The sequence below is a fragment of the Marinactinospora rubrisoli genome, from assembly GCF_042664915.1.
Lineage (GTDB): Bacteria > Actinomycetota > Actinomycetes > Streptosporangiales > Streptosporangiaceae > Marinitenerispora > Marinitenerispora rubrisoli.
Window position 1 is genome coordinate 377,648 of the sequence record NZ_JBHTBH010000006.1, and the last position, 17,330, is coordinate 394,977.

The window sequence follows — 17,330 nt, forward strand, 5'->3', positions numbered from 1 at the left end:
CCGTGCCTTCTCGCTCGCTTGAGCACCCGGGCACGGCGGTGCCCGGGTCCACACCTCTGGTTCTGGTTCCGGTTCGGGACGCGGCCGGCCCCGGGGCGCCGCACAGCGCCCGCGACCAGGACCGGCCGGCCGCTGCTAGATCCGCAGCACCGACAGTTCGGCCAGATCGGGTGTGGGAGGAGGGGCGCACATCGGCGGTGGCACGAGGGGCCTCTCCCGGCCCGGCGGGGTGAGAAGCTCCGCGAAGGTGAGACGGCCCGGCGGTGGGAAGGCGATGTCGGATTTCGCGCTCAGGCACATCGCCGTTTCGGTACCGCAGACCGCTACGTCGGCGGCATGGTGCGGTGTGGTCCGCGTCGGCTCTCCGTCCGTCCCCATCGCCGTGGAGAGACGCCCGAGCCCGGCCGCGTGCGGCGCGAACACGTCCGGCCGGACCACCCCGTGGTGGCCGAGGAACGCCAGGATGACCAGGAGCATGGCCGCCATGAGGGCGATGCGCCCCACCAGGGCCGGGGGACGCCGCTCATCCGAACGGCGGCCGAGGCGATGACCCATGTGCCGCACCTCGCCACCTCCGCCACTTCGGCCGTTCGCCCGTCATCTTAGGGGTGGATCAAGGCGGCGCTCCGCCGCCCCCCGCAGGTCGCGCGGTCCGGCCCTGAGGGCTCCCCCACCGGGAAGTCGTCGCGCGGTCGCGTCGTCCCATCACCGCGCACCGCCCGAGCCCGGTGCGGCCGGCGGCGCCACCGGCGCCGGACCGGCCTCCCACGAGGACGGCTACACCTTGGCCAGCGACACCCGGACGCTCCCACCCGGCCGAGCGGCCTCCTACACGTTCACCATCACCGGCCCCGATGGACGGCCCGTCACCGACTTCGCCGTGAGCATGACGAAACGGCTGCACTTCTACGCCATCCGCTCCGACCTCACCGGATTCCAGCACGTCCACGGCCACATGACGCCCGACGGCACCTGGACCGTGCCCTTGGCGGCCCTCACCCCCGAATCATGGCGGGTGTTCGCGCAGTTCACCCCCGGCAATGGCCTCGGCAAGGGGCAGGACTTCGTCCTCAGCCGGCCTTTGACCGTGCCCGGGACGGCCACAACCTCTCCCCTGCCGGCTCCCTCTTCCTCGGTCACGGTGGACGGTTACACGCTCCTCTTCGAGGGCGACCTTGAACACGGGTTGGAAAGCCCGCTCACCGTAACGGTGGGCCGCAACGGGGAACCCGTCACCGACCTGCAGCCGTACCTGGACGCCTACGCCCATCTGACCGCCTTTCATGAGGGCGACCCGGCCTTCGCGCACCTGCACCCGCTGACCGAGGTGGCCGGCGGGCGTGGCGGCCCCGTCCTGCGCTTCATGGCCGAATTCCCCAAAAGCAGGAAACCAGCGGCTGTTCCTGCAGTTCAAGACCGCTGGGACGCTCCACACCGCCACCATCGGCCAGCACGTCTCACCTGACCCGTCAGGCCGATCGCCCGACGCCGGAACGGCCGCGCCCGGCTCGCCGGCCCGGTGGTCGGCGGGCGGGCTCGTTCGGCGGGCCGCCACGCCCGGCGCCTGGCGGTCCGGCGGTCCCGGAGCGGCGCTACAGCGTGAACCTCTCCCGTTCCAGCAGGGGGCGCACGCGGTCGGTGAAGCCGCCGGTTCGGAACGGGCGCTGCAGCAGCCCTGGACGCAGGTGTTGGGCGATGGCCGCGGCGATCATCCCCTGGTCCAGGACGAGGATGACATCGCTGACCACGCCGCTGCGCACGTCGATGGAGTCCCGGAAACCGTACGCCTCGTCGTACACGTCGAAGTCGCGCGCCATCGCCGCGAGGTTGGCGACCGCCTCGCCCGGTGCCTGCTGCAGGGCCAGGAAGGAGGCGTGCGGTGTGACGACCCCGTGGGATCGGTATCCGCCGACCAGCATCCCGATCTCGTCGACCCCGTACTCGGAGTACCCGCCCTCGGGAACGCTCGCGGGCGAGAAGCCCCAGTAGCCGTAGTTCTCCGCCGCCAGGCCGTGCTCGATGTGGCTGCGGACGTACCGCTCGTGCGCCACTCCCCACGCCCGCGGGGACCATTCCGCCTCGGGGACGAACAAGGGCACCATCAGCGCTTCGAACATCGAACCGCCCCAGCTGGGAAGCACCCTGCGGCCGCGGTAGGTGTAGTGCCCGTTCCACACCCGGACCCCGTCCACCTCGGTGTACTCTCCCCCGGGCTTCTGCTGCTGCTCGTGCTCGGGGCGCATGGTGCGCAGCAGGTGCCAGTAGTGCTCGGGCGGCAGCGTGCCGTCGCCGATGCCGAGGTAGCTCGCCATGCGGGGCTCGGTGTTGAGCGCGCCGTAGTGGTGGGCGGTCGGCTCACCGGTGTCCGTCCACACGCCTCCGCGCAGCTGGCCGGGTTCGGCGTCGGGATTCTCCTCGTCGTAGGGCGTGTAGAAGAACGACCAGTCCGCGTCCGCGAGGAGCCGCGCGATCCGCGGGCGCAGCGACTCCTCGGCGTCGGCGGCGATCATCAGCCCGGTGACCAGCCAGGCATTGTCCACCGTGGACAGGAAGGGCCGCACCGGGTCGCCGCTCTCCGGCCACGTGGTGAGCAGGGAGCCGTCGTAGGCGTCGTACCAGTTGGCCCAGAACCCGGCGAAGCGCTCCAGGCGCTCCACGGCCTCGACGGCCGCGGCCAGCCGCCGGGCCGCCCGCTTCGCGCTGATGACGCCGAGCCCGCGCGCGGCGACCGTCGACCACAGGCCGCAGCCGATGTTCGTCGGGGAGGTCTGGCGCGAGGGGGTGGCGCCGGCCGTGACGACGTCGAGCTTGTCGGCGGCCAGGCCGAACTCGGTGGTCATCGCCTCGATGGACCGGTAGGTGGCGGCGAACCAGCGGCGCAGGAGCGCGGTGTCGCCGGGAGCGGGCCGCGGCCGGGACGAGGCGTGCGCGGTCGCGGGCAGGCCGAGGGCGAGGGCCGTGGTGGCCCCGGCGGAGAGGAAGGCGCGACGGTCCATGCGGGCAGTACCTTTCGAGGTGGGAACGAGGATCGGCCGATGGGGCCGGCGCCCGGCCGTGCGGCCGGGCCGCACACCGGAGCGCACCGGGCACGCGCTCCCCGGCGCCGGGGAGCGCGGTCTCAGGAAGCGGCGCGGGGGAGTTCGCGGGTGCGGCCGATCGCCCCGAGCCACCGCCCGGACGGCTTGGGCGTGCGCTCGAAGGACCGCGCGTCGACCGCGATGAGCCCGAACGTGGGCCGGTAGGAACCCCACTCGTAGTTGTCGAGCGCGCTCCAGGCCAGGTAGCCCCGGACGTCGAGGCCGTCGTCCAGTGCCGAGGCGACCTCGCTCAGGGCTCCGGTGTAGTAGTCGATGCGGCGCGCGTCGTCGTCGGTGGCGATGCCGTTCTCGGTGACGATGAGCGGGACGTCCCCGGCGACCGCGGCGGTGTGGCGGAGCGCGTGCCCGACCGCGGGCGGGTAGTACTCCCACTGCGTCAGCGTGCGCTCGGCGTCGCCGGGCGCGGGGATCGGACCGTCAGGGCCGATCCTGGTGCGGGTGTAGGACTGCACGCCGATCCAGTCGTCCTCGCGCGCCGCCTCGATGAACACGTCCTCCCTCGGGTAGCGGTAGGCGGCGGTCACCTCCTCGGCGCCGGGCAGTGGCTGGTACACCTGGTTGGCGATGGTCCATCCGATCAGCGCGCCGGGGGCGGCCACCCGCAGGGCCGCCTTCGCCGCGAGATGGGCGGCGATGACCGCCTCGGTGGTCTCCTCGTCGGGCGTGGGCAGCCCGGCGGGCGGAAAGCCCACGTCGCCGGCCTTGGCGGCGCCCGCCATGACGGCGATCATGTTGGGCTCGTTGATGGTGCACACGTGGCGCACTCCTTCGGAGACCACGGCGCCGGACCGTTCGGCGAAGCGGGCGAACAGCTCGGCCGAACCGTCGGCGGTCCATCCCCCGCGCTCCTCGAACCACTGGGGAACGGTGAAGTGGTGCAGCGTCACCATCGGACGCAGCCCCCGCTCGAGCGCGCCCTCGACCATGCGCCGGTAGTGGTCGAGTTCGGCGCGGGAGAAGTGCCCGGGCGCGGGTTCGATGCGGGCCCACTCGATACTGAACCGGTAGTCGGTGAACCCCAGATCCGCCAGCAGGTCCATGTCCTCGCGCCAGCGGTGGTAGCTGTCGCAGGCGTCCAGGCTGGGCTCGGCGATGCGGGTGCCCGGGGTGTGCTCCTTGCGCCACCAGTCGCTGTTGGTGTTGTTGCCCTCGATCTGGTGCGCGGCGGTGGAGGCGCCCCAGAGGAAGCCGTCGGGGATCCGCGTCGCGGTGTGAGTCATCGTCGGTTCCGTCTCTCCCATGGTGGTGGGGCGGGGCCGCGTCGGTCTGGGCGGCCCGCCGCGTGCGGTGCGCCGCGGCGTCACTTCAGGCCGGTGGTCGCGATGCCCTGGGTGAAGTGGCGCTGCAGCAGGATGAAGACGAGCAGCACCGGGAGCACGACCAGCAGCGAGCCGGCCATGAGCATGCCGTTGGAGCCTGCCGACTGGTTGGGGTCGGTGGCGAAGGTGGCCAGGGCCACCGGCAGGGTGTACTTGTCGGGGTCGTTGGTGGCGATCAGCGGCCAGACGAAGTTGTTCCAGGAGCTCAGGAAGGTGAGGACCGCCAGTGTCGCCAGCGCCGGTTTGACCAGCGGGATCACGACGCGCCAGAAGATGTACCACTCCGAGGCGCCGTCCATCCGGGCCGCCTCGATGAGCTCGTCGGGCAGTGACAGCATGAACTGGCGCATGAGGAAGACCCCGATGGCTCCAGCGGCGAACGGCAGCACCAGCGCCGCGTAGGAGTCGAGCAGCCCGAGCCGGCTCATCAGCACGAACAGGGGCAGCAGCATGAGGTTGCCGGGCACCATCAGCGCCCCGAGGACGAGGGCGAAGATCTTGCCGCGCCCGGCGAAGTCGAGCTTGGCCAGCGCGTAGCCGAGCATCGAGCAGAACACGAGGTTGCCGGCCGTGACGAGCGCGGCCACCAGCGCCGAGTTCAGCGTGGAGCGCACCATGTCCAGGCGCTCCAGCAGGCGGGCGAAGTTCTCCAGCGTCCACTCGGTGGGGATCCAGACGGGTGGCGCGGCCGTCAGTTCCGGTCCGGTCTTGAAGGAGGACAGCGCCATCCACAGGAACGGCGCGGACATGACCAGGAGTCCGGCGGACAGCAGCAGGTAGGTCAGCGCTCTGCGCGCACGCGCGGCGAGTGCGGGGCTCATTTGGTGTTGTCCTTCAGTAGCCGCAGCTGGAGCACCGTGATGGCCGCGATCACCAGGAAGAGGACGTAGGCCATCGCGCTCGCGTAGCCCATGTGGAAGAAGCCGAAGCCTTCGCGGTACATGTGCAGGGACACGGTGAGGGTGCTGTCGGAGGGGCCGCCCTGGGTCATGACGAACGGCTCTTCGAAGACGTTGAGGTAGCCGATGGTCGTGATCACGAGCGCGTAGAGCATCGTGGGGCGCAGGAGGGGCACGGTGATGGACCGGAACTCGTGCCAGATACCCGCGCCGTCGAGCCGCGCGGCCTCCCGCACGTCGGCCGGGATCGCCTGCAGGCCGGCGAGGAAGAGCACCATGGCCGTGCCGAGGTTGCGCCAGACCGCCATCGCGATGAGCGACGGCATCGCCAGCGTCTCCGAGCCGAGGAAGTCCGGGGCGGTGCGGCCGAGCTCGGCCGCCAGGCCCGCGATGAGGCCGTCGGCCGGATCCAGCACGAAGCGCCAGACGATGGCGACCGCGACGATGCTGGTCACCACGGGGGTGTAGAAGCCCGCCCGGAAGAAGGTGCGCGCGCGGCCGATGCCGTTGTTGAGCAGCACCGCGATCACGAGGCCGCAGAACACGGTCAGCGGCACACCGAGCACGACGAAGTAGCCGGTGTTGAACAGCGCCTTGCGGAACTTCTGGTCCTCGAAGAGCCGGAGATAGTTGTCGAAGCCGACGAAGCGTGCGCTCAGCGGGTTGGTGACCTGCGTCAGCCCGAAGTCGGTGAAGCTCATCAGGAGCGTGGCGGCGATCGGGAACGCCATGAACGTGGTGAAGATCGCCAGGAACGGGGTGGCGAAGAGCCACCCGGCGGCGTTCCTCCTGCCGGACGGCCGGCGCCGTGCCCCACCGCCGCGTCCTGCGCGGCCCGCGGGACCACGGCTGGGCGCGGCGGCGCGCGGGGCCGCCGCCGTCACGCTGCTCACGACACCTGCTCCAGCAGCGTTTCGATCTCCTGGTCGGCCTCGGCCGCGGCGTCCCGCGCGCTCTTGGTGCCGCGCGCCACCGCTTCGATGGCGGTGTCGGCCTGGGCGCTGATCTCGGTCCAGTTGGCCAGGGTCGGGGTGGCGATGGCGGACTCCATCTGCTCCCGGAAGACCTGCAGCACCGCGTTGCCGGCCAGCTCCTCGTCCTGCCATGCCTCGGTGCTGGCGGGCAGGTTGCTGGTGCGGTGGTACCAGTCGGCCTGCGCCTCGGCATCGGTGAGCGCGGCGACGAACTCTTGGGCGGCGGCCTTGTGCCGGCTGCTCTGGAAGACCACGAGGCTGGAGCCGCCGGCCATGGACGTGGACGTCTCGTCCGCGGGCACGGGGGCCACGTCCCATCTGCCGTCCAGGTCGGGGTACTGCTCGTTGAGGGAGGTCACCATCCATGGGCCGGACAGGAACATCGGCACGTCGCCGGTGCCGAAGTCCTTGAGGACGTCGTAGCCGGGCTGGACGCTCCGGTTCGCCAGTCCGTCCTCGAAGTAGGAGCCGTATTCGGCGAGCGCGCGAACCGAAGCGTCGTCGGCGATGGCGGAACGCCCGTCGTCGTCGACGATCGCCCCACCGGCCGAGTAGAGGAACGGGAAGAACGACTGCACCGCGTCCAGGCCGCCGGGTTGCAGGGAGATCCCCCACCGCGTCCCCGCCTCGTCCTGGTATGCCCGGGCGGCGTCCCCGAGTTCCTGCCACGTGGCCGGGGCTTCGTCGATGCCCGCCTCCTCGGCGAGATCGGTGCGGTAGTACAGGACGCGCGTGTCGACGTACCAGGGCACGCCGTAGGCGGTCCCGTCGACCTCCACCTGCTCCCAGGCGGCGGGGAAGAACGAGTCCGGGTCGGCCGTTCCGCTGCCGACCGGCTCCAGGACGCCGAGCGCGGCGAACTCCCCCAGATACGTGCTGCCCATCTGCGCGATGTCGGGCAGTTCGCCCGCGGCGGCGGCCGAGACGAGCTTCTGGTGCGCGATGTCCCAGCCGATGGGGGTGACCTCGACGGTGATGCCGGGGTGGTCGGCCTCGTACGCCTGAGCGACCTCGGCCAGCCGCTCGCCCTCGGCGCCCATGGCCCAGACGGTGATGGTCTGCTCCTCGTCGGCGGCGACCTGGCCGCCTCCGGAGCCCGCGCACGCGGATGCGGCGAGCGCCAGCGCGATGGCCGCCGGCGCGGTTCTGGCGGCACGGTGCATGACCGCTCCTCCTCGGGTGCTGAAAATGTATGCGCTTCCTGTAAGCGCATACATCACCCTCCGGCAACCGGTCCGAGATCGTCAAGAGAGAGGCAGGTCACACTCCCGTAACACCACGGCCCGGCACCGGCCGGCCGGCGTGCCACCCGGGGCACGACCCCGTAACGCCGGTGACCTGCCGCGTTCCGCCGTCCGGCACGGTCGCGATCGCGCGGCCGGACGCGCCCTCGCCCGAGGCGCCCGCCGCGCCTCCGGGGAGCGGGGGCGCGAGCCCGCCGCGCCGGGCTCGCGCGCTACCGCTCGGGCGAACCGCTCACCGGGGCGCGGTCCCGCATCCGCAGCTCTGCCGGCGCACCAGGGACACCGGGAGCACCTTCGACACGCGCTCTCCCGCCAGGCCGCCGTTGAGCCGCCCGACCAGCAGGTTCACGGCCTCCTCCCCCAGCTGCCGCATGGGCTGGCGCACCGTGGTCAGGCCCGGGCGCACCAGGCGGCCGAGCGGTATTCCGTCGAAGCCGGTGACCGCGACGTCCTCGGGGACGCGCACGCCGCGCCCCTCCAGAGCGTGCAGGGCGCCCACCGCCATCTGGTCGTTGGCGAACACGATGGCCTCCGGCGCTCCTCCGGCGCGGTCCAGCAGGATTTCGGCGGCCCGGGCGCCTTCGGCGCGGGTCATCATGCCCACCCGCAGATCAGGTTCGGACGGCGCGGGAAGGTCCGCCGCGAGGAGAGCCCTGCGGTACCCGCGGAAGCGGGCCTCTCCGTCCGGAGATTCCGCGCCCGCGCCGACGAAGGCCGGCCGGCGCACTCCGTGCTCCTCGATCAGGTGGCGGGTGATCTCCTCCTGGCCGTCCTCGTTGGCGACCTCGACGTGGTCCAGCAGGTCGGTCCGCCGCTCCCCGCCGGGTCCGGCCAGTACGACGATCGGCATGCGCCGGGCGATGGCCGCCAGCTCCCCGGCGGGGACGGTGCCGGCCAGCACGGCGAACCCGTCGACGCGCCCGGCGACCTTGTGCACCAGTCCCTCCGGCCCCTCTTCCAGGGACGCGGCGATGAGCAGCGCGTAGCCGTTGCGCCGCGCGGCGCGCTCCATGCCGCGGATGATCTGGTCGGAGTAGAGCATGGCGTCGTCGTCGGACTCGCCCGCCTCACTGGCCTCGGCCTCGGCGCCGGGATCGGCGTAGTCCGGGAAGCAGAGTCCGAGCACCCCGGTGGAGCGGCTGGCCAGGCCCCGGGCGTTCCCGCTGGGCACGTACCCGAGTTCGCGCGCGACCCCCAGGACGCGCTCACGGGTCTGCTTCCGCACGGACTCGGGTTGGCGGTAGACACGCGAGACGGTCGCGATGGAGACTCCGGACCGCTCGGCGACGTCGTACACGGTGGCAGCCGTCCCCACCTGCGGACCCCCTGACCGAATCTCAGTGAAAGCGCATTCATCCTATGAGGGCGCCGCACCCGTGTCGACTCGATCCCGGCGCCGGTGACCCGGCGGGCGGCAGGCCGCCAGACATGTTCGCGCCGAGCCGCGGCCGCCGAGGCCGATGCCGCCTTCACCGTGGCGCCGGGCTTCGGCTCGGCCTTTGCGGACCCCGGCCAGATCCCCCTCCTCGCCCGGCTGGTCTGAGCGCGGCCGGGCCGGCGGAGCGCCCGGGCGGCTCCGGCTCAGGCCGGAGGCGCCCACCACACGAGCGGGGCGGCCGCCCGGGCCAGGGTGCCGCCGGGGAGAAGGCGCAGGACGGTGTTGCGCAGCGTCTGGCGCAGGCCGCCACCGAGGTCGGCCCCGAACCGCGCGTTGACGACCGCCAGCCGGGCGATGGCCCGGCACCGGGGGCGCCGGATCGCGTCGAACTTCGCGAGCGCGTGCCGCAGGTCGCCGCCCCGCGCGACCGGCGCCCCGACGAGCGCGCCCACACAGGCCGCGTCCTCAAGGGCGGTCGCCGCGCCCGCGCCCATGGTGGGCAGTGCCGCGTGGGCGGCGTCGCCGACCATCACGACCCGGCCCCGGATGTAGGTGGGCAGGCCGCCCGGCAGATGGTAGACGTCATGGCGCATCAGCCGGTCGGGATCGGTGGCCGCGAGTTGCCCGGCGACCTCTGGCGCCCATCCGGAGAACCGGGCACGTGCCGCGGCGAGTTCGTCGCTGAAGGCCGTTCTCTCCGCGTGGCGGAAGTAGCCGTACCAGTAGAGTTCGGACTCGCTGACCGGCATCGCCCCGAACTCCGCGCCCGGGCCCAGGTACTCCACGAGAGCGTCCTCGAACCCGTTCTTCGGGATGATCGCGCGCCAGCTGGTGCTGCCGCTGTACCGGGGCCGCGCCGCTGGGAAGAGCTCGCGGCGGACGGCGCTCCACATTCCGTCCGCCCCGACCACCAGGTCGGACTCCACCTGCCGTGCGGTGCCGTCGTGCTGCCACGTCACGGCCGCCGGGGGCCCGCCGGGCTCCCCGGGCCGCACACCGGTGACGCGGGCGCCCGGCACCAGCTCGACTCCGGCCTCCTGGGCCCTGCGGAGCAGCGCGGAGTGCAGCCGCCGCCGGTGCACCCCCAGGATCGTGATCGCCGGGCGGGTGTCCGTGCGGTCCGGGACGCGAAGGAGCGGGCGGCCGAGCCGGTCCCGGAAACCCGCGTGAACGGTCGCATGGCCGACCTCTCCGATGAGCCGGTCATCGAATCCGAGGGCGCGCAGGGCGGTGACCCCGTTGCGGGGCAGGGCGACTCCGGCGCCCTCCTCGCCGGGCTCCGGCCGGCTCTCCAGCAGCGTGGTCCGCCACCCCGCCCGTGCGAGCGCCGTCGCCGAAGCGAGTCCCGCTATCCCTCCACCGGCCACCGTGGCCGTGAACTCCCGCATGGCTGCTCCGTCATCTCTCACGTCGCGATCGGTGCACGACCGGCCGCTATTCACTACCATCGTAGTGAATGCTATCCGGCACGGCGGCCCCGCCGGTCCGAGGGGCCGGTAGTGCGCGGCACCAGGCGGGCCGTCATCCCGGACGCGCGACCTAGACTCGACCCATGCCCGCCGCCAACCCGCGTCGCCGGCGCGCCCTCGCGGACGCCGCCGTCGCCCTTCTCGCCGACCAGGGCGCGCACGGCCTGACCCACCGGTCCGTGGAACGGCTCGCCGGTCTTCCCGCGGGGACCGCCTCGAACTACTTCCGGAACCGGGAAGCGCTCCTGGTGGCGGCCGCCGAGCGGATTCTTGAGCTGCACATGGCGGACATGGCGGCGGCCACCACGGGCGGCGATGACGGCACGGGCGCGGCCGGGCCGTCGCGGGAGCACACGGAGCGGTGGACCGCCGACGAACTGGCCGGCCTGCTCGCGGACTCGCTCTGGACGGCGGCGACGACACTGCGCGAGCGCTACCTGGCGGTCGTCGAACTCCAGCTCGCGGCACGGAGCCATCCCGCGCTCGCCGCCGTCCTCGCCTCGCTGCTGGACAACGCGCTCGCCGTCACCCGCGAACTGCACGTCAGGATGGCAACGCCGGTCTCACCGGCCGGTGTCCGCACACTGGTCGACCTCTACAGTGGCGCGCTGTTCACTCTGGTGGCGCGCCCCGTCGGCCAACTCGACCGCGCGGCGGTCCGCGATCTCGCGACCGCCATGGTCCGCGGAGCGGTCCAGGTCGGCGGCTAGCCGGCGCGCGGAGATGCGCGTCAGCACGGTTTCACGCGCCGAACGCCGTCCGGAGTGGCCGATGCGCCGTTCGGTGCGGCACGGAGTGCCGCTGGGAGATGACGGCGGCCGTCCCCGCGCGCGGCGTCATCGCCATGACGGGGGCCGCGCTCGCGGGCGGCCGGACGCGGGCCGGGCGCGGTGCGCGCCCCGATCAGGCCAGACGGCTCGCGAGGACGCAGAACTCGTTCCCCTCAGGGTCGGCGAGCGTGACCCAGCTCTCCTCCCCGGTTCCGCCGACGTCGGCGTACCGGGCGCCCAGGTCGAGCAGGCGGCGGACCTCGTCGTCCCGCTCCCGGTCGGTCGGGTTGATGTCGATGTGCAGCCGGTTCTTGACCGACTTGCCCTCGGGCACGCGCGCGAACGTCAGTGCCGGCGGCACCGGGCCGGGGCGGTCCGTGGCCGCCCCGGGAGGGCCGATCGTGACGACCCCGTCCTCTTCGCCGTGCACCTCGTAGCCGAGGACCGAGCACCAGAAACGGGCGAGAGCGGTGGGATCGGCACAGTCGATCGCGAGCTCGGTGAACTTGCCGGCCATGTCAGGACCTCCCGGTCACGTAGCGGGTCAGCCAAGGGCCGCACGCCGGCCGCCGTGTTCGACGGCGAGGTGGGCCACGCGCGGCGTGCGTGCGCCGAAGGCCGGTGGGGCCGCCATCGACGCGCTGCCGCCGCTCCCGTCCCGCTTGAGCGCGCGCTCGCGGGACACCACTGTACGACCGCCGTTCCGGAACGGATCACTTCCGCCATGGAGATCCGGCCCGCGCGCCGTCACGTCCCCTCACTTCCCCTCATGTCTCCTCATGGTGGTTCAGCAGCGTTCGCAGCTGCGCGCGCAGGGTGGCACGGAGGCGTTCGACGCTGAGGGAGCCGTGCGGGGTGACGGTGTCGATCGTCAGGCCGCCGATGAGCGCGGTGATCTGGGCGGCACCGGTTTCGGGGTCACGGACGCCGAGCGCCGTCAGAGCGTCGAGGACGACCCGGCCGAGGTCCGCGGCCATCCGCTCGGAGATCGGCCGGAACACCGGCCGGGTGCGGGCGGCGAGGATGAGTTCCAGGACGACGATCGACTCGTCGCGTCGCTCGTCATCGACCGGCAGCACCTCCTCCACGAGCGCCTGGAGCGCGTCCAGGGCGGCCGCGCCGGTCAGGCCGCGCAGGCCGTCCACCGGGTGGTGGGCGAGCCGCCGGCCCATGCGGTCGCCGGCCTCCTCCGCCGCGGCGGCGAGCAGGTCCTCGTGTCCGTTGAAGTAGTGCCGGACCGAGCCGATGTTCAGTCCGGACTCGGCGGCGACCTTGCGCAGCGACAGGCCGTCGATCCCCTCGGCCACGACGAGCCGGAACGCGGCCTCGACCACGTGCCCGCGCCGCTGCCGCGGGTCGATGCGTGCGGGCATCGTCAGCTCCTCTCCGGTACCGCGGGGGACGTCTCCCACACCGGCAGGCCGGATTCGTGGACGTCGCCGTCGGCGCCGAAGACGAGGTACCGGCCGAAGTCGCGGGCGAACCACCTGTCGTGCGTCACGGCGATGACCGTCCCCTCGAACGCGCGCAGCGCCTGTTGCAGCGCCTCCGCGGACGCGAGGTCGAGGTTGTCCGTGGGTTCGTCGAGCAGCAGCAGGGTCGCGCCGCCCAGTTCGAGCAGCAGGATCTGAAAACGTGCCTGCTGGCCGCCGGAGAGCGAGTCGAAGGTCTGCTCGGCGGCGCGGGCCAGCTCGTATCTGGCGAGCGCGCGTGACGCCTCCTCGCGGGGCATCCCGGAGCGGTGCTCGTCGCCGTGGTGCAGGATCGACAGCAGGGTACGTCCGGCCAGGTCGGGGCGGCCGTGGGTCTGGGCGAACCAGCCCGGCCGCACCCGCGCGCCCAGCCGGGCCGTCCCGCTGTGCGCGACCGGTTCGATCGTCAGGTCGGTGACGGGCCGGTGCTCCGGGGAGGGGTCCGAGCCTCCCGCGGCGAGGAGGCGGAGGAAGTGGGACTTGCCCGAGCCGTTCGCCCCGAGCACCGCGACCCGGTCGCCGTACCAGGCCGCGAAGCCGAACGGCCGCATGAGCCCGGACAGTTCCAGTTCCTCACAGACGAGCACCCGCTTCCCGGTGCGGCCGCCGCGCAGCCGCATCGCCAGATTCTGCTCGCGTGGCTGCTCCTCCGGCGGCCCGGCCTCCTCGAACCGGGCGAGCCGGGTCTGCGCGGCCCGGTACCGCGAGGTCATGTCGGAGTTGTAGGCGGCCTTCCGCTTGTACATCTGCACGAGGGCGCGCAGTTTGGCGCGTTGCTCGTCCCAGCGGCGGCGTAGTTCGTCGAGCCGTTCGAACCGCTGCGCGCGTGCGCGGTGGTAGGTGGCGAATCCGCCCGGATGCACCCAGGCGGTGCTGCCCGCCGCTCCCAGTTCGAGGGTGACGATGCACCCGGCGGTACGGGCCAGCAGTTCGCGGTCATGGCTGACGTAGAGCACGCTCTTGCCGGTGTCGAGCAGCCGGTCTTCGAGCCAGCGCTTGCCCGCCACGTCCAGGTAGTTGTCGGGCTCGTCGAGCAGCAGCATGTCGTCCGGCCCGCGCAGTAGCGCCTCCAGTGCCAGCCGCTTCCGCTCACCGCCGGACAGCGTGGCCACCGGGCGGTCCCGGCACTGCTCGAACGGCACGCCGAGCGCGGCGGTGGTGCACACGTCCCACAGCACCTCCGCGTCGTAGCCGCCGGCGTCGCCCCACGCGGCGAGCGCGGACGCGAAGGCCAGTTGTGACTCGGTCGTACCGTTCGCCCGCATCGCCGAATCGGCCCGGTCGAGCGCGGCCGAGGTCTCCCGGATCGCGGGCGGCGCGACCGACAGCAGCAGATCGCGGACCGTACCACCGGCGATGAACTGGCGCATGATTCCGAGGCTCCCGCCGCGTGTGACCCCGCCCGAGTCCGGCGCCAGCTCGCCGGTGATGATCCGGAGCAGCGTGCTCTTGCCCGCGCCGTTCGCCCCGATCAGCGCGACGCGGTCCCGCTCTCCGACGCGGAACGACACCTCGTCCAGCAGTGGGCTGCCGTCAGGGAGCGAATAGCTCACGGAAGCGACGTCGAGATGTGCCATGCCCGCAATTTATCACAGCCGTGATAAATAACGGCGCCATCCATGGCACCCGACCCACCCCGGCCCTCCGCGCCGGCAGCGCCGCGATGCCGGGCTGCACCGGATCGCGCCCCGCCCCAGAAACGGCCGACACCATACCTGACCTGCGATGACCGCCCGGCCGCACCATGTGGCGCCACACATGGCACACGATTTGAGCCACGCTGGCTTGTCTTTGCGCCATCAATGTGCCAAAGTGATGCCACACCGCAGGGCGCACTGGAACCCGGGGCCGATCACCGCACCGCAGCGCGCCACTGCCCCACGCCACCTCCCCGGACCGCGGGGACGGCTCACCCACCCGAGATGCGGAGACGACCATGCCGACCTTCGAAACGCCCGAACCGATTTCCGTCACCCTCGAACTCAGCGTCGGCGACGTGCGGATCACCGCCGGTGACCGGACCGACACCGTCGTCGACGTCCGCCCGAGCGACGCCGCCGACGAGTCCGACGTGCAGGCCGCCCGGCAGGTCCGTGTCGACCACACCGGCGGCGTCCTCCGGATCATCGGCCCGAAGTCGCGGGCGCTCGACTTCTCCCGAAAGACCAGGTCCGTCGAGGTGACCATCGAACTCCCCAGCGGCTCCCAGGTGTCGGCCGAGACGCAGGCCGGCGACTTCCACTGTGGCGGCCGGCTCGGGGCGTGCGTGTTCACGACCTCCGCCGGCAATGTCCAGCTGGACCGGACCGGCCCGCTGCGCCTGGACACGTCCGCCGGCCACGTCACCGTCGGCGGCGTCGCGGGCGACGCCGACATCTCCACCGGCTCCGGCAAGGTCCAGATCGGCGAGATCGAGGGCTCCGCGGTGGTCAAGAACTCCAACGGCGCCACCACGATCGACACGGTCACCGGCGACCTGCGGGTGCGCGCGGCCAACGGCGACATCCACGTCGGGCGGGCCCAAGCAGGTGTCGATGCCAAGACGTCCGGAGGCGGCATCCGCCTCGGCGAGGTGGCCCGCGGCTCGGTCGTGCTCGAATCCGCGATGGGCGACCTGGAGATCGGCGTCGCCGAAGGCACCGCCGCCTGGCTGGCGGTGCACACCGGATTCGGGAAGGTGCGCAACCGGCTGGAGAACGCGGCCGCGCCCGGGGCGTCCGACGAGACCGTCGAGGTGCGCGGACGCACCTCCTACGGCGACATCACGATCCACCGTTCCTGACCCGCGTCCGGCCCTGGAGAAAGGGAAACCATGACCACCGAGCTGTCCCGGCCGGCGATCGCCGCGACCGGGCTACGGAAATCGTTCGGCGACCAGATCGTGCTCGACGGCCTCGACCTGAACGTGCGACCCGGAACGGTGTTCTCCCTCCTCGGCGCGAACGGCGCCGGGAAGACCACCACGGTAAGGATCCTGTCCACCCTGATCCGCGCCGACTCCGGTGACGTCCAGATCGCCGGGCACGACCTCGCCCGCGAACCGGACGCGGTGCGCGCCGCGATCGGAGTCACCGGCCAGTTCTCCGCGGTGGACAACCTGCTCACCGGCGAGGAGAACCTGCTGCTGATGGCGGATCTGCACCACCTCGCCCGGGCCGAGGGCCGGCGGCGCGCCGCCCGGCTGCTCGAACGGTTCGGCCTGACCGAGGCGGGCCGGAAACCGGCCTCGGTCTATTCCGGGGGCATGCGGCGGCGGCTCGACCTGGCGATGACCCTGGTCGGCGACCCGCGCGTGATCTTCCTCGACGAGCCGACCACCGGCCTCGACCCGCGCAGCCGCCGGAACATGTGGCAGATCATCCGGGAGCTGGTGGCCGGTGGCGTCACCATCTTCCTGACCACGCAGTACCTGGAGGAAGCCGACCAGCTGGCCGACCGGATCGCGGTCCTCCACCACGGCCGGGTGGTCGCCGAGGGAACCCCGGCGGAACTGAAGCGCCGCATCCCCGGCGGACACGTCCGCCTGCGGTTCACCGACCCGCAGAGCCTCGACGCGGCCATGAGCGTCCTCGGCCGGACCTCGCGCGACAGCGACGCGCTCGCCCTGCGGGTGCCCGGCGACGGCGGCCTGCGTTCGCTGAAGACCCTGATCGGGCGGCTGGACGACCACTCCATCGAGGTGGCCGAACTGTCCGTGCACACCCCCGATCTCGACGACGTCTTCCTCGCCCTCACCGGCGGCCCCACCGACGACTCCACCAACGAGAAGGCGACCACCCGATGAGCACCCGTCCCCTCGCCGGCCCGGCTCCGGCGGCCCTCCGTTTCCATCCGCTGCGCGATTCGGTGACGATGCTGCGGCGCAACCTCAGGCGCATGGTGCGGTATCCGTCGATGACCGTGCTGCTCGTCGGGATGCCGGTCGTCTTCCTGTTGCTGTTCGTGTACGTGTTCGGCGGCGCGTTGGGCGCGGGGCTCGGCGGGCCGGTGCACGACGGCGCGGCGGACGCCCGTGCCGGATACGTCGACTACGTGGCGCCCGCGATCATCCTGATGACGGTGACGGCCACGGTCCAGGGGACCGCGATCTCGATCGCCATGGACATGACCGAAGGCGTCATCGCCCGGTTCCGCACCATGCACATCGCCCGCGTCTCGGTGCTGACCGGACACGTCCTGGGCAGTGTGATCCAGGCGGCCATCAGCCTGGTGATCGTGATCGGCGTGGCGTTACTGGTCGGCTTCCGGCCCGCCGCCGGGCCGGCGGGGTGGCTGGCCACGGCCGGTTTCCTGGTGGCGGTGACCTTCGCGCTCGTCTGGCTGTCGGTCGCGCTCGGCCAGGTGAGCACGAGCGTCGAGACCGCCAGCAACCTCCCCATGCCACTGATGCTGCTGCCCTTCCTCGGCAGCGGGTTCGTGCCCACCGATTCCATGCCGGCCGGGCTGCGCTGGTTCGCCGAGCACCAGCCGTTCACCCCGATCATCGAGACCCTGCGCGGCCTGCTGATGGACCAGCCGGTCGGGAACAACGGGTGGATCGCGCTTGTGTGGTGCGCCGTCATCGGACTGGGCGGCTACCTCTGGTCGAAATGGCTGTTCAACCGGGAGGCGTCCCGCTGAAAGACGCCGGCGACGTCGCACGATTCGCCGCCTCTGCCACTTCTCCGGTCCAAGGACAGACCCTGACCCGCGGCGACGTTCCGCGGG

The 17,330-nt window shown here is 72.3% G+C and carries 16 protein-coding genes; 5 read left to right on the forward strand and 11 right to left on the reverse strand.

Translation table 11 applies throughout. The features are described 5' to 3' along the window. Positions 1–135: 135 nt before the first annotated feature. The gene (locus ACFQRF_RS15085) at positions 136–555 is read right to left on the reverse strand and encodes a hypothetical protein (RefSeq protein ID WP_379871706.1); all 420 of its coding nucleotides are present in this window, start codon (positions 553–555) and stop codon (positions 136–138) included. Positions 556–784: 229 nt separating this feature from the next. On the opposite strand from ACFQRF_RS15085, the gene ACFQRF_RS15090 reads away from it, so the two are divergent. Next, positions 785–1,465: a hypothetical protein gene (locus ACFQRF_RS15090; RefSeq protein WP_379871707.1), complete on the forward strand. Its 681-nt coding sequence runs from the start codon at positions 785–787 to the stop codon at positions 1,463–1,465. Positions 1,466–1,592: 127 nt separating this feature from the next. On the opposite strand, the gene ACFQRF_RS15095 is transcribed toward ACFQRF_RS15090, so the two are convergent. The 7 genes from ACFQRF_RS15095 to ACFQRF_RS15125 all read right to left on the reverse strand — a co-directional run bounded on the left by ACFQRF_RS15095 (position 1,593) and on the right by ACFQRF_RS15125 (position 10,300). Continuing rightward, complete coding sequence (locus ACFQRF_RS15095; RefSeq protein ID WP_379871708.1) at positions 1,593–2,996, reverse strand: glucoamylase family protein; 1,404 nt, start codon at positions 2,994–2,996, stop codon at positions 1,593–1,595. Between the two features lie 122 nt (positions 2,997–3,118). Then, positions 3,119–4,318: a glycoside hydrolase family 1 protein gene (locus tag ACFQRF_RS15100; protein ID WP_379871709.1), complete on the reverse strand. Its 1,200-nt coding sequence runs from the start codon at positions 4,316–4,318 to the stop codon at positions 3,119–3,121. Positions 4,319–4,398: 80 nt separating this feature from the next. Then, on the reverse strand, positions 4,399–5,238 hold the full coding sequence (locus ACFQRF_RS15105; protein ID WP_379871710.1) for a carbohydrate ABC transporter permease: 840 nt from the start codon (positions 5,236–5,238) through the stop codon (positions 4,399–4,401). Then, positions 5,235–6,209, reverse strand: a complete 975-nt coding sequence (locus ACFQRF_RS15110) for a carbohydrate ABC transporter permease (RefSeq protein ID WP_379871711.1) — start codon at positions 6,207–6,209, stop codon at positions 5,235–5,237. The genes ACFQRF_RS15105 and ACFQRF_RS15110 overlap by 4 nt, the downstream gene beginning before the upstream one ends. Next, positions 6,206–7,453, reverse strand: a complete 1,248-nt coding sequence (locus tag ACFQRF_RS15115) for a sugar ABC transporter substrate-binding protein (RefSeq protein ID WP_379871712.1) — start codon at positions 7,451–7,453, stop codon at positions 6,206–6,208. Before ACFQRF_RS15115 ends, ACFQRF_RS15110 begins: the two co-directional genes overlap by 4 nt. 313 nt (positions 7,454–7,766) lie before the next feature. Continuing rightward, positions 7,767–8,849 (reverse strand): LacI family DNA-binding transcriptional regulator, encoded by a 1,083-nt coding sequence (locus tag ACFQRF_RS15120; protein WP_379871713.1) that lies wholly within the window; start codon positions 8,847–8,849, stop codon positions 7,767–7,769. Positions 8,850–9,115: 266 nt separating this feature from the next. Further along, complete coding sequence (locus ACFQRF_RS15125; RefSeq protein WP_379871714.1) at positions 9,116–10,300, reverse strand: FAD-dependent oxidoreductase; 1,185 nt, start codon at positions 10,298–10,300, stop codon at positions 9,116–9,118. 164 nt (positions 10,301–10,464) lie between these two features. On the opposite strand from ACFQRF_RS15125, the gene ACFQRF_RS15130 reads away from it, so the two are divergent. Then, positions 10,465–11,091: a TetR/AcrR family transcriptional regulator gene (locus ACFQRF_RS15130; RefSeq protein WP_379871715.1), complete on the forward strand. Its 627-nt coding sequence runs from the start codon at positions 10,465–10,467 to the stop codon at positions 11,089–11,091. 193 nt (positions 11,092–11,284) lie between these two features. On the opposite strand, the gene ACFQRF_RS15135 is transcribed toward ACFQRF_RS15130, so the two are convergent. The 3 genes from ACFQRF_RS15135 to ACFQRF_RS15145 all read right to left on the reverse strand — a co-directional run bounded on the left by ACFQRF_RS15135 (position 11,285) and on the right by ACFQRF_RS15145 (position 14,200). Next, positions 11,285–11,668: a VOC family protein gene (locus tag ACFQRF_RS15135; protein WP_379871716.1), complete on the reverse strand. Its 384-nt coding sequence runs from the start codon at positions 11,666–11,668 to the stop codon at positions 11,285–11,287. Positions 11,669–11,918: 250 nt separating this feature from the next. Then, complete coding sequence (locus ACFQRF_RS15140; protein WP_379871717.1) at positions 11,919–12,524, reverse strand: TetR/AcrR family transcriptional regulator; 606 nt, start codon at positions 12,522–12,524, stop codon at positions 11,919–11,921. Positions 12,525–12,526: 2 nt separating this feature from the next. Then, positions 12,527–14,200, reverse strand: a complete 1,674-nt coding sequence (locus tag ACFQRF_RS15145) for an ABC-F family ATP-binding cassette domain-containing protein (protein WP_379871718.1) — start codon at positions 14,198–14,200, stop codon at positions 12,527–12,529. A gap of 359 nt (positions 14,201–14,559) precedes the next feature. On the opposite strand from ACFQRF_RS15145, the gene ACFQRF_RS15150 reads away from it, so the two are divergent. The 3 genes from ACFQRF_RS15150 to ACFQRF_RS15160 are packed head-to-tail and all read left to right on the forward strand — an operon-like array spanning position 14,560 to position 17,243. Then, the gene (locus tag ACFQRF_RS15150) at positions 14,560–15,405 is read left to right on the forward strand and encodes a DUF4097 family beta strand repeat-containing protein (protein ID WP_379871719.1); all 846 of its coding nucleotides are present in this window, start codon (positions 14,560–14,562) and stop codon (positions 15,403–15,405) included. Positions 15,406–15,435: 30 nt separating this feature from the next. Further along, positions 15,436–16,407 carry an ATP-binding cassette domain-containing protein gene (locus ACFQRF_RS15155; protein WP_379871720.1) on the forward strand — a complete coding sequence of 324 codons (972 nt, stop codon included), beginning with the start codon at positions 15,436–15,438 and terminating at the stop codon, positions 16,405–16,407. Next, positions 16,404–17,243 (forward strand): ABC transporter permease, encoded by an 840-nt coding sequence (locus ACFQRF_RS15160; protein ID WP_379871721.1) that lies wholly within the window; start codon positions 16,404–16,406, stop codon positions 17,241–17,243. Before ACFQRF_RS15155 ends, ACFQRF_RS15160 begins: the two co-directional genes overlap by 4 nt. The last annotated feature ends 87 nt before the right edge of the window (positions 17,244–17,330 follow it).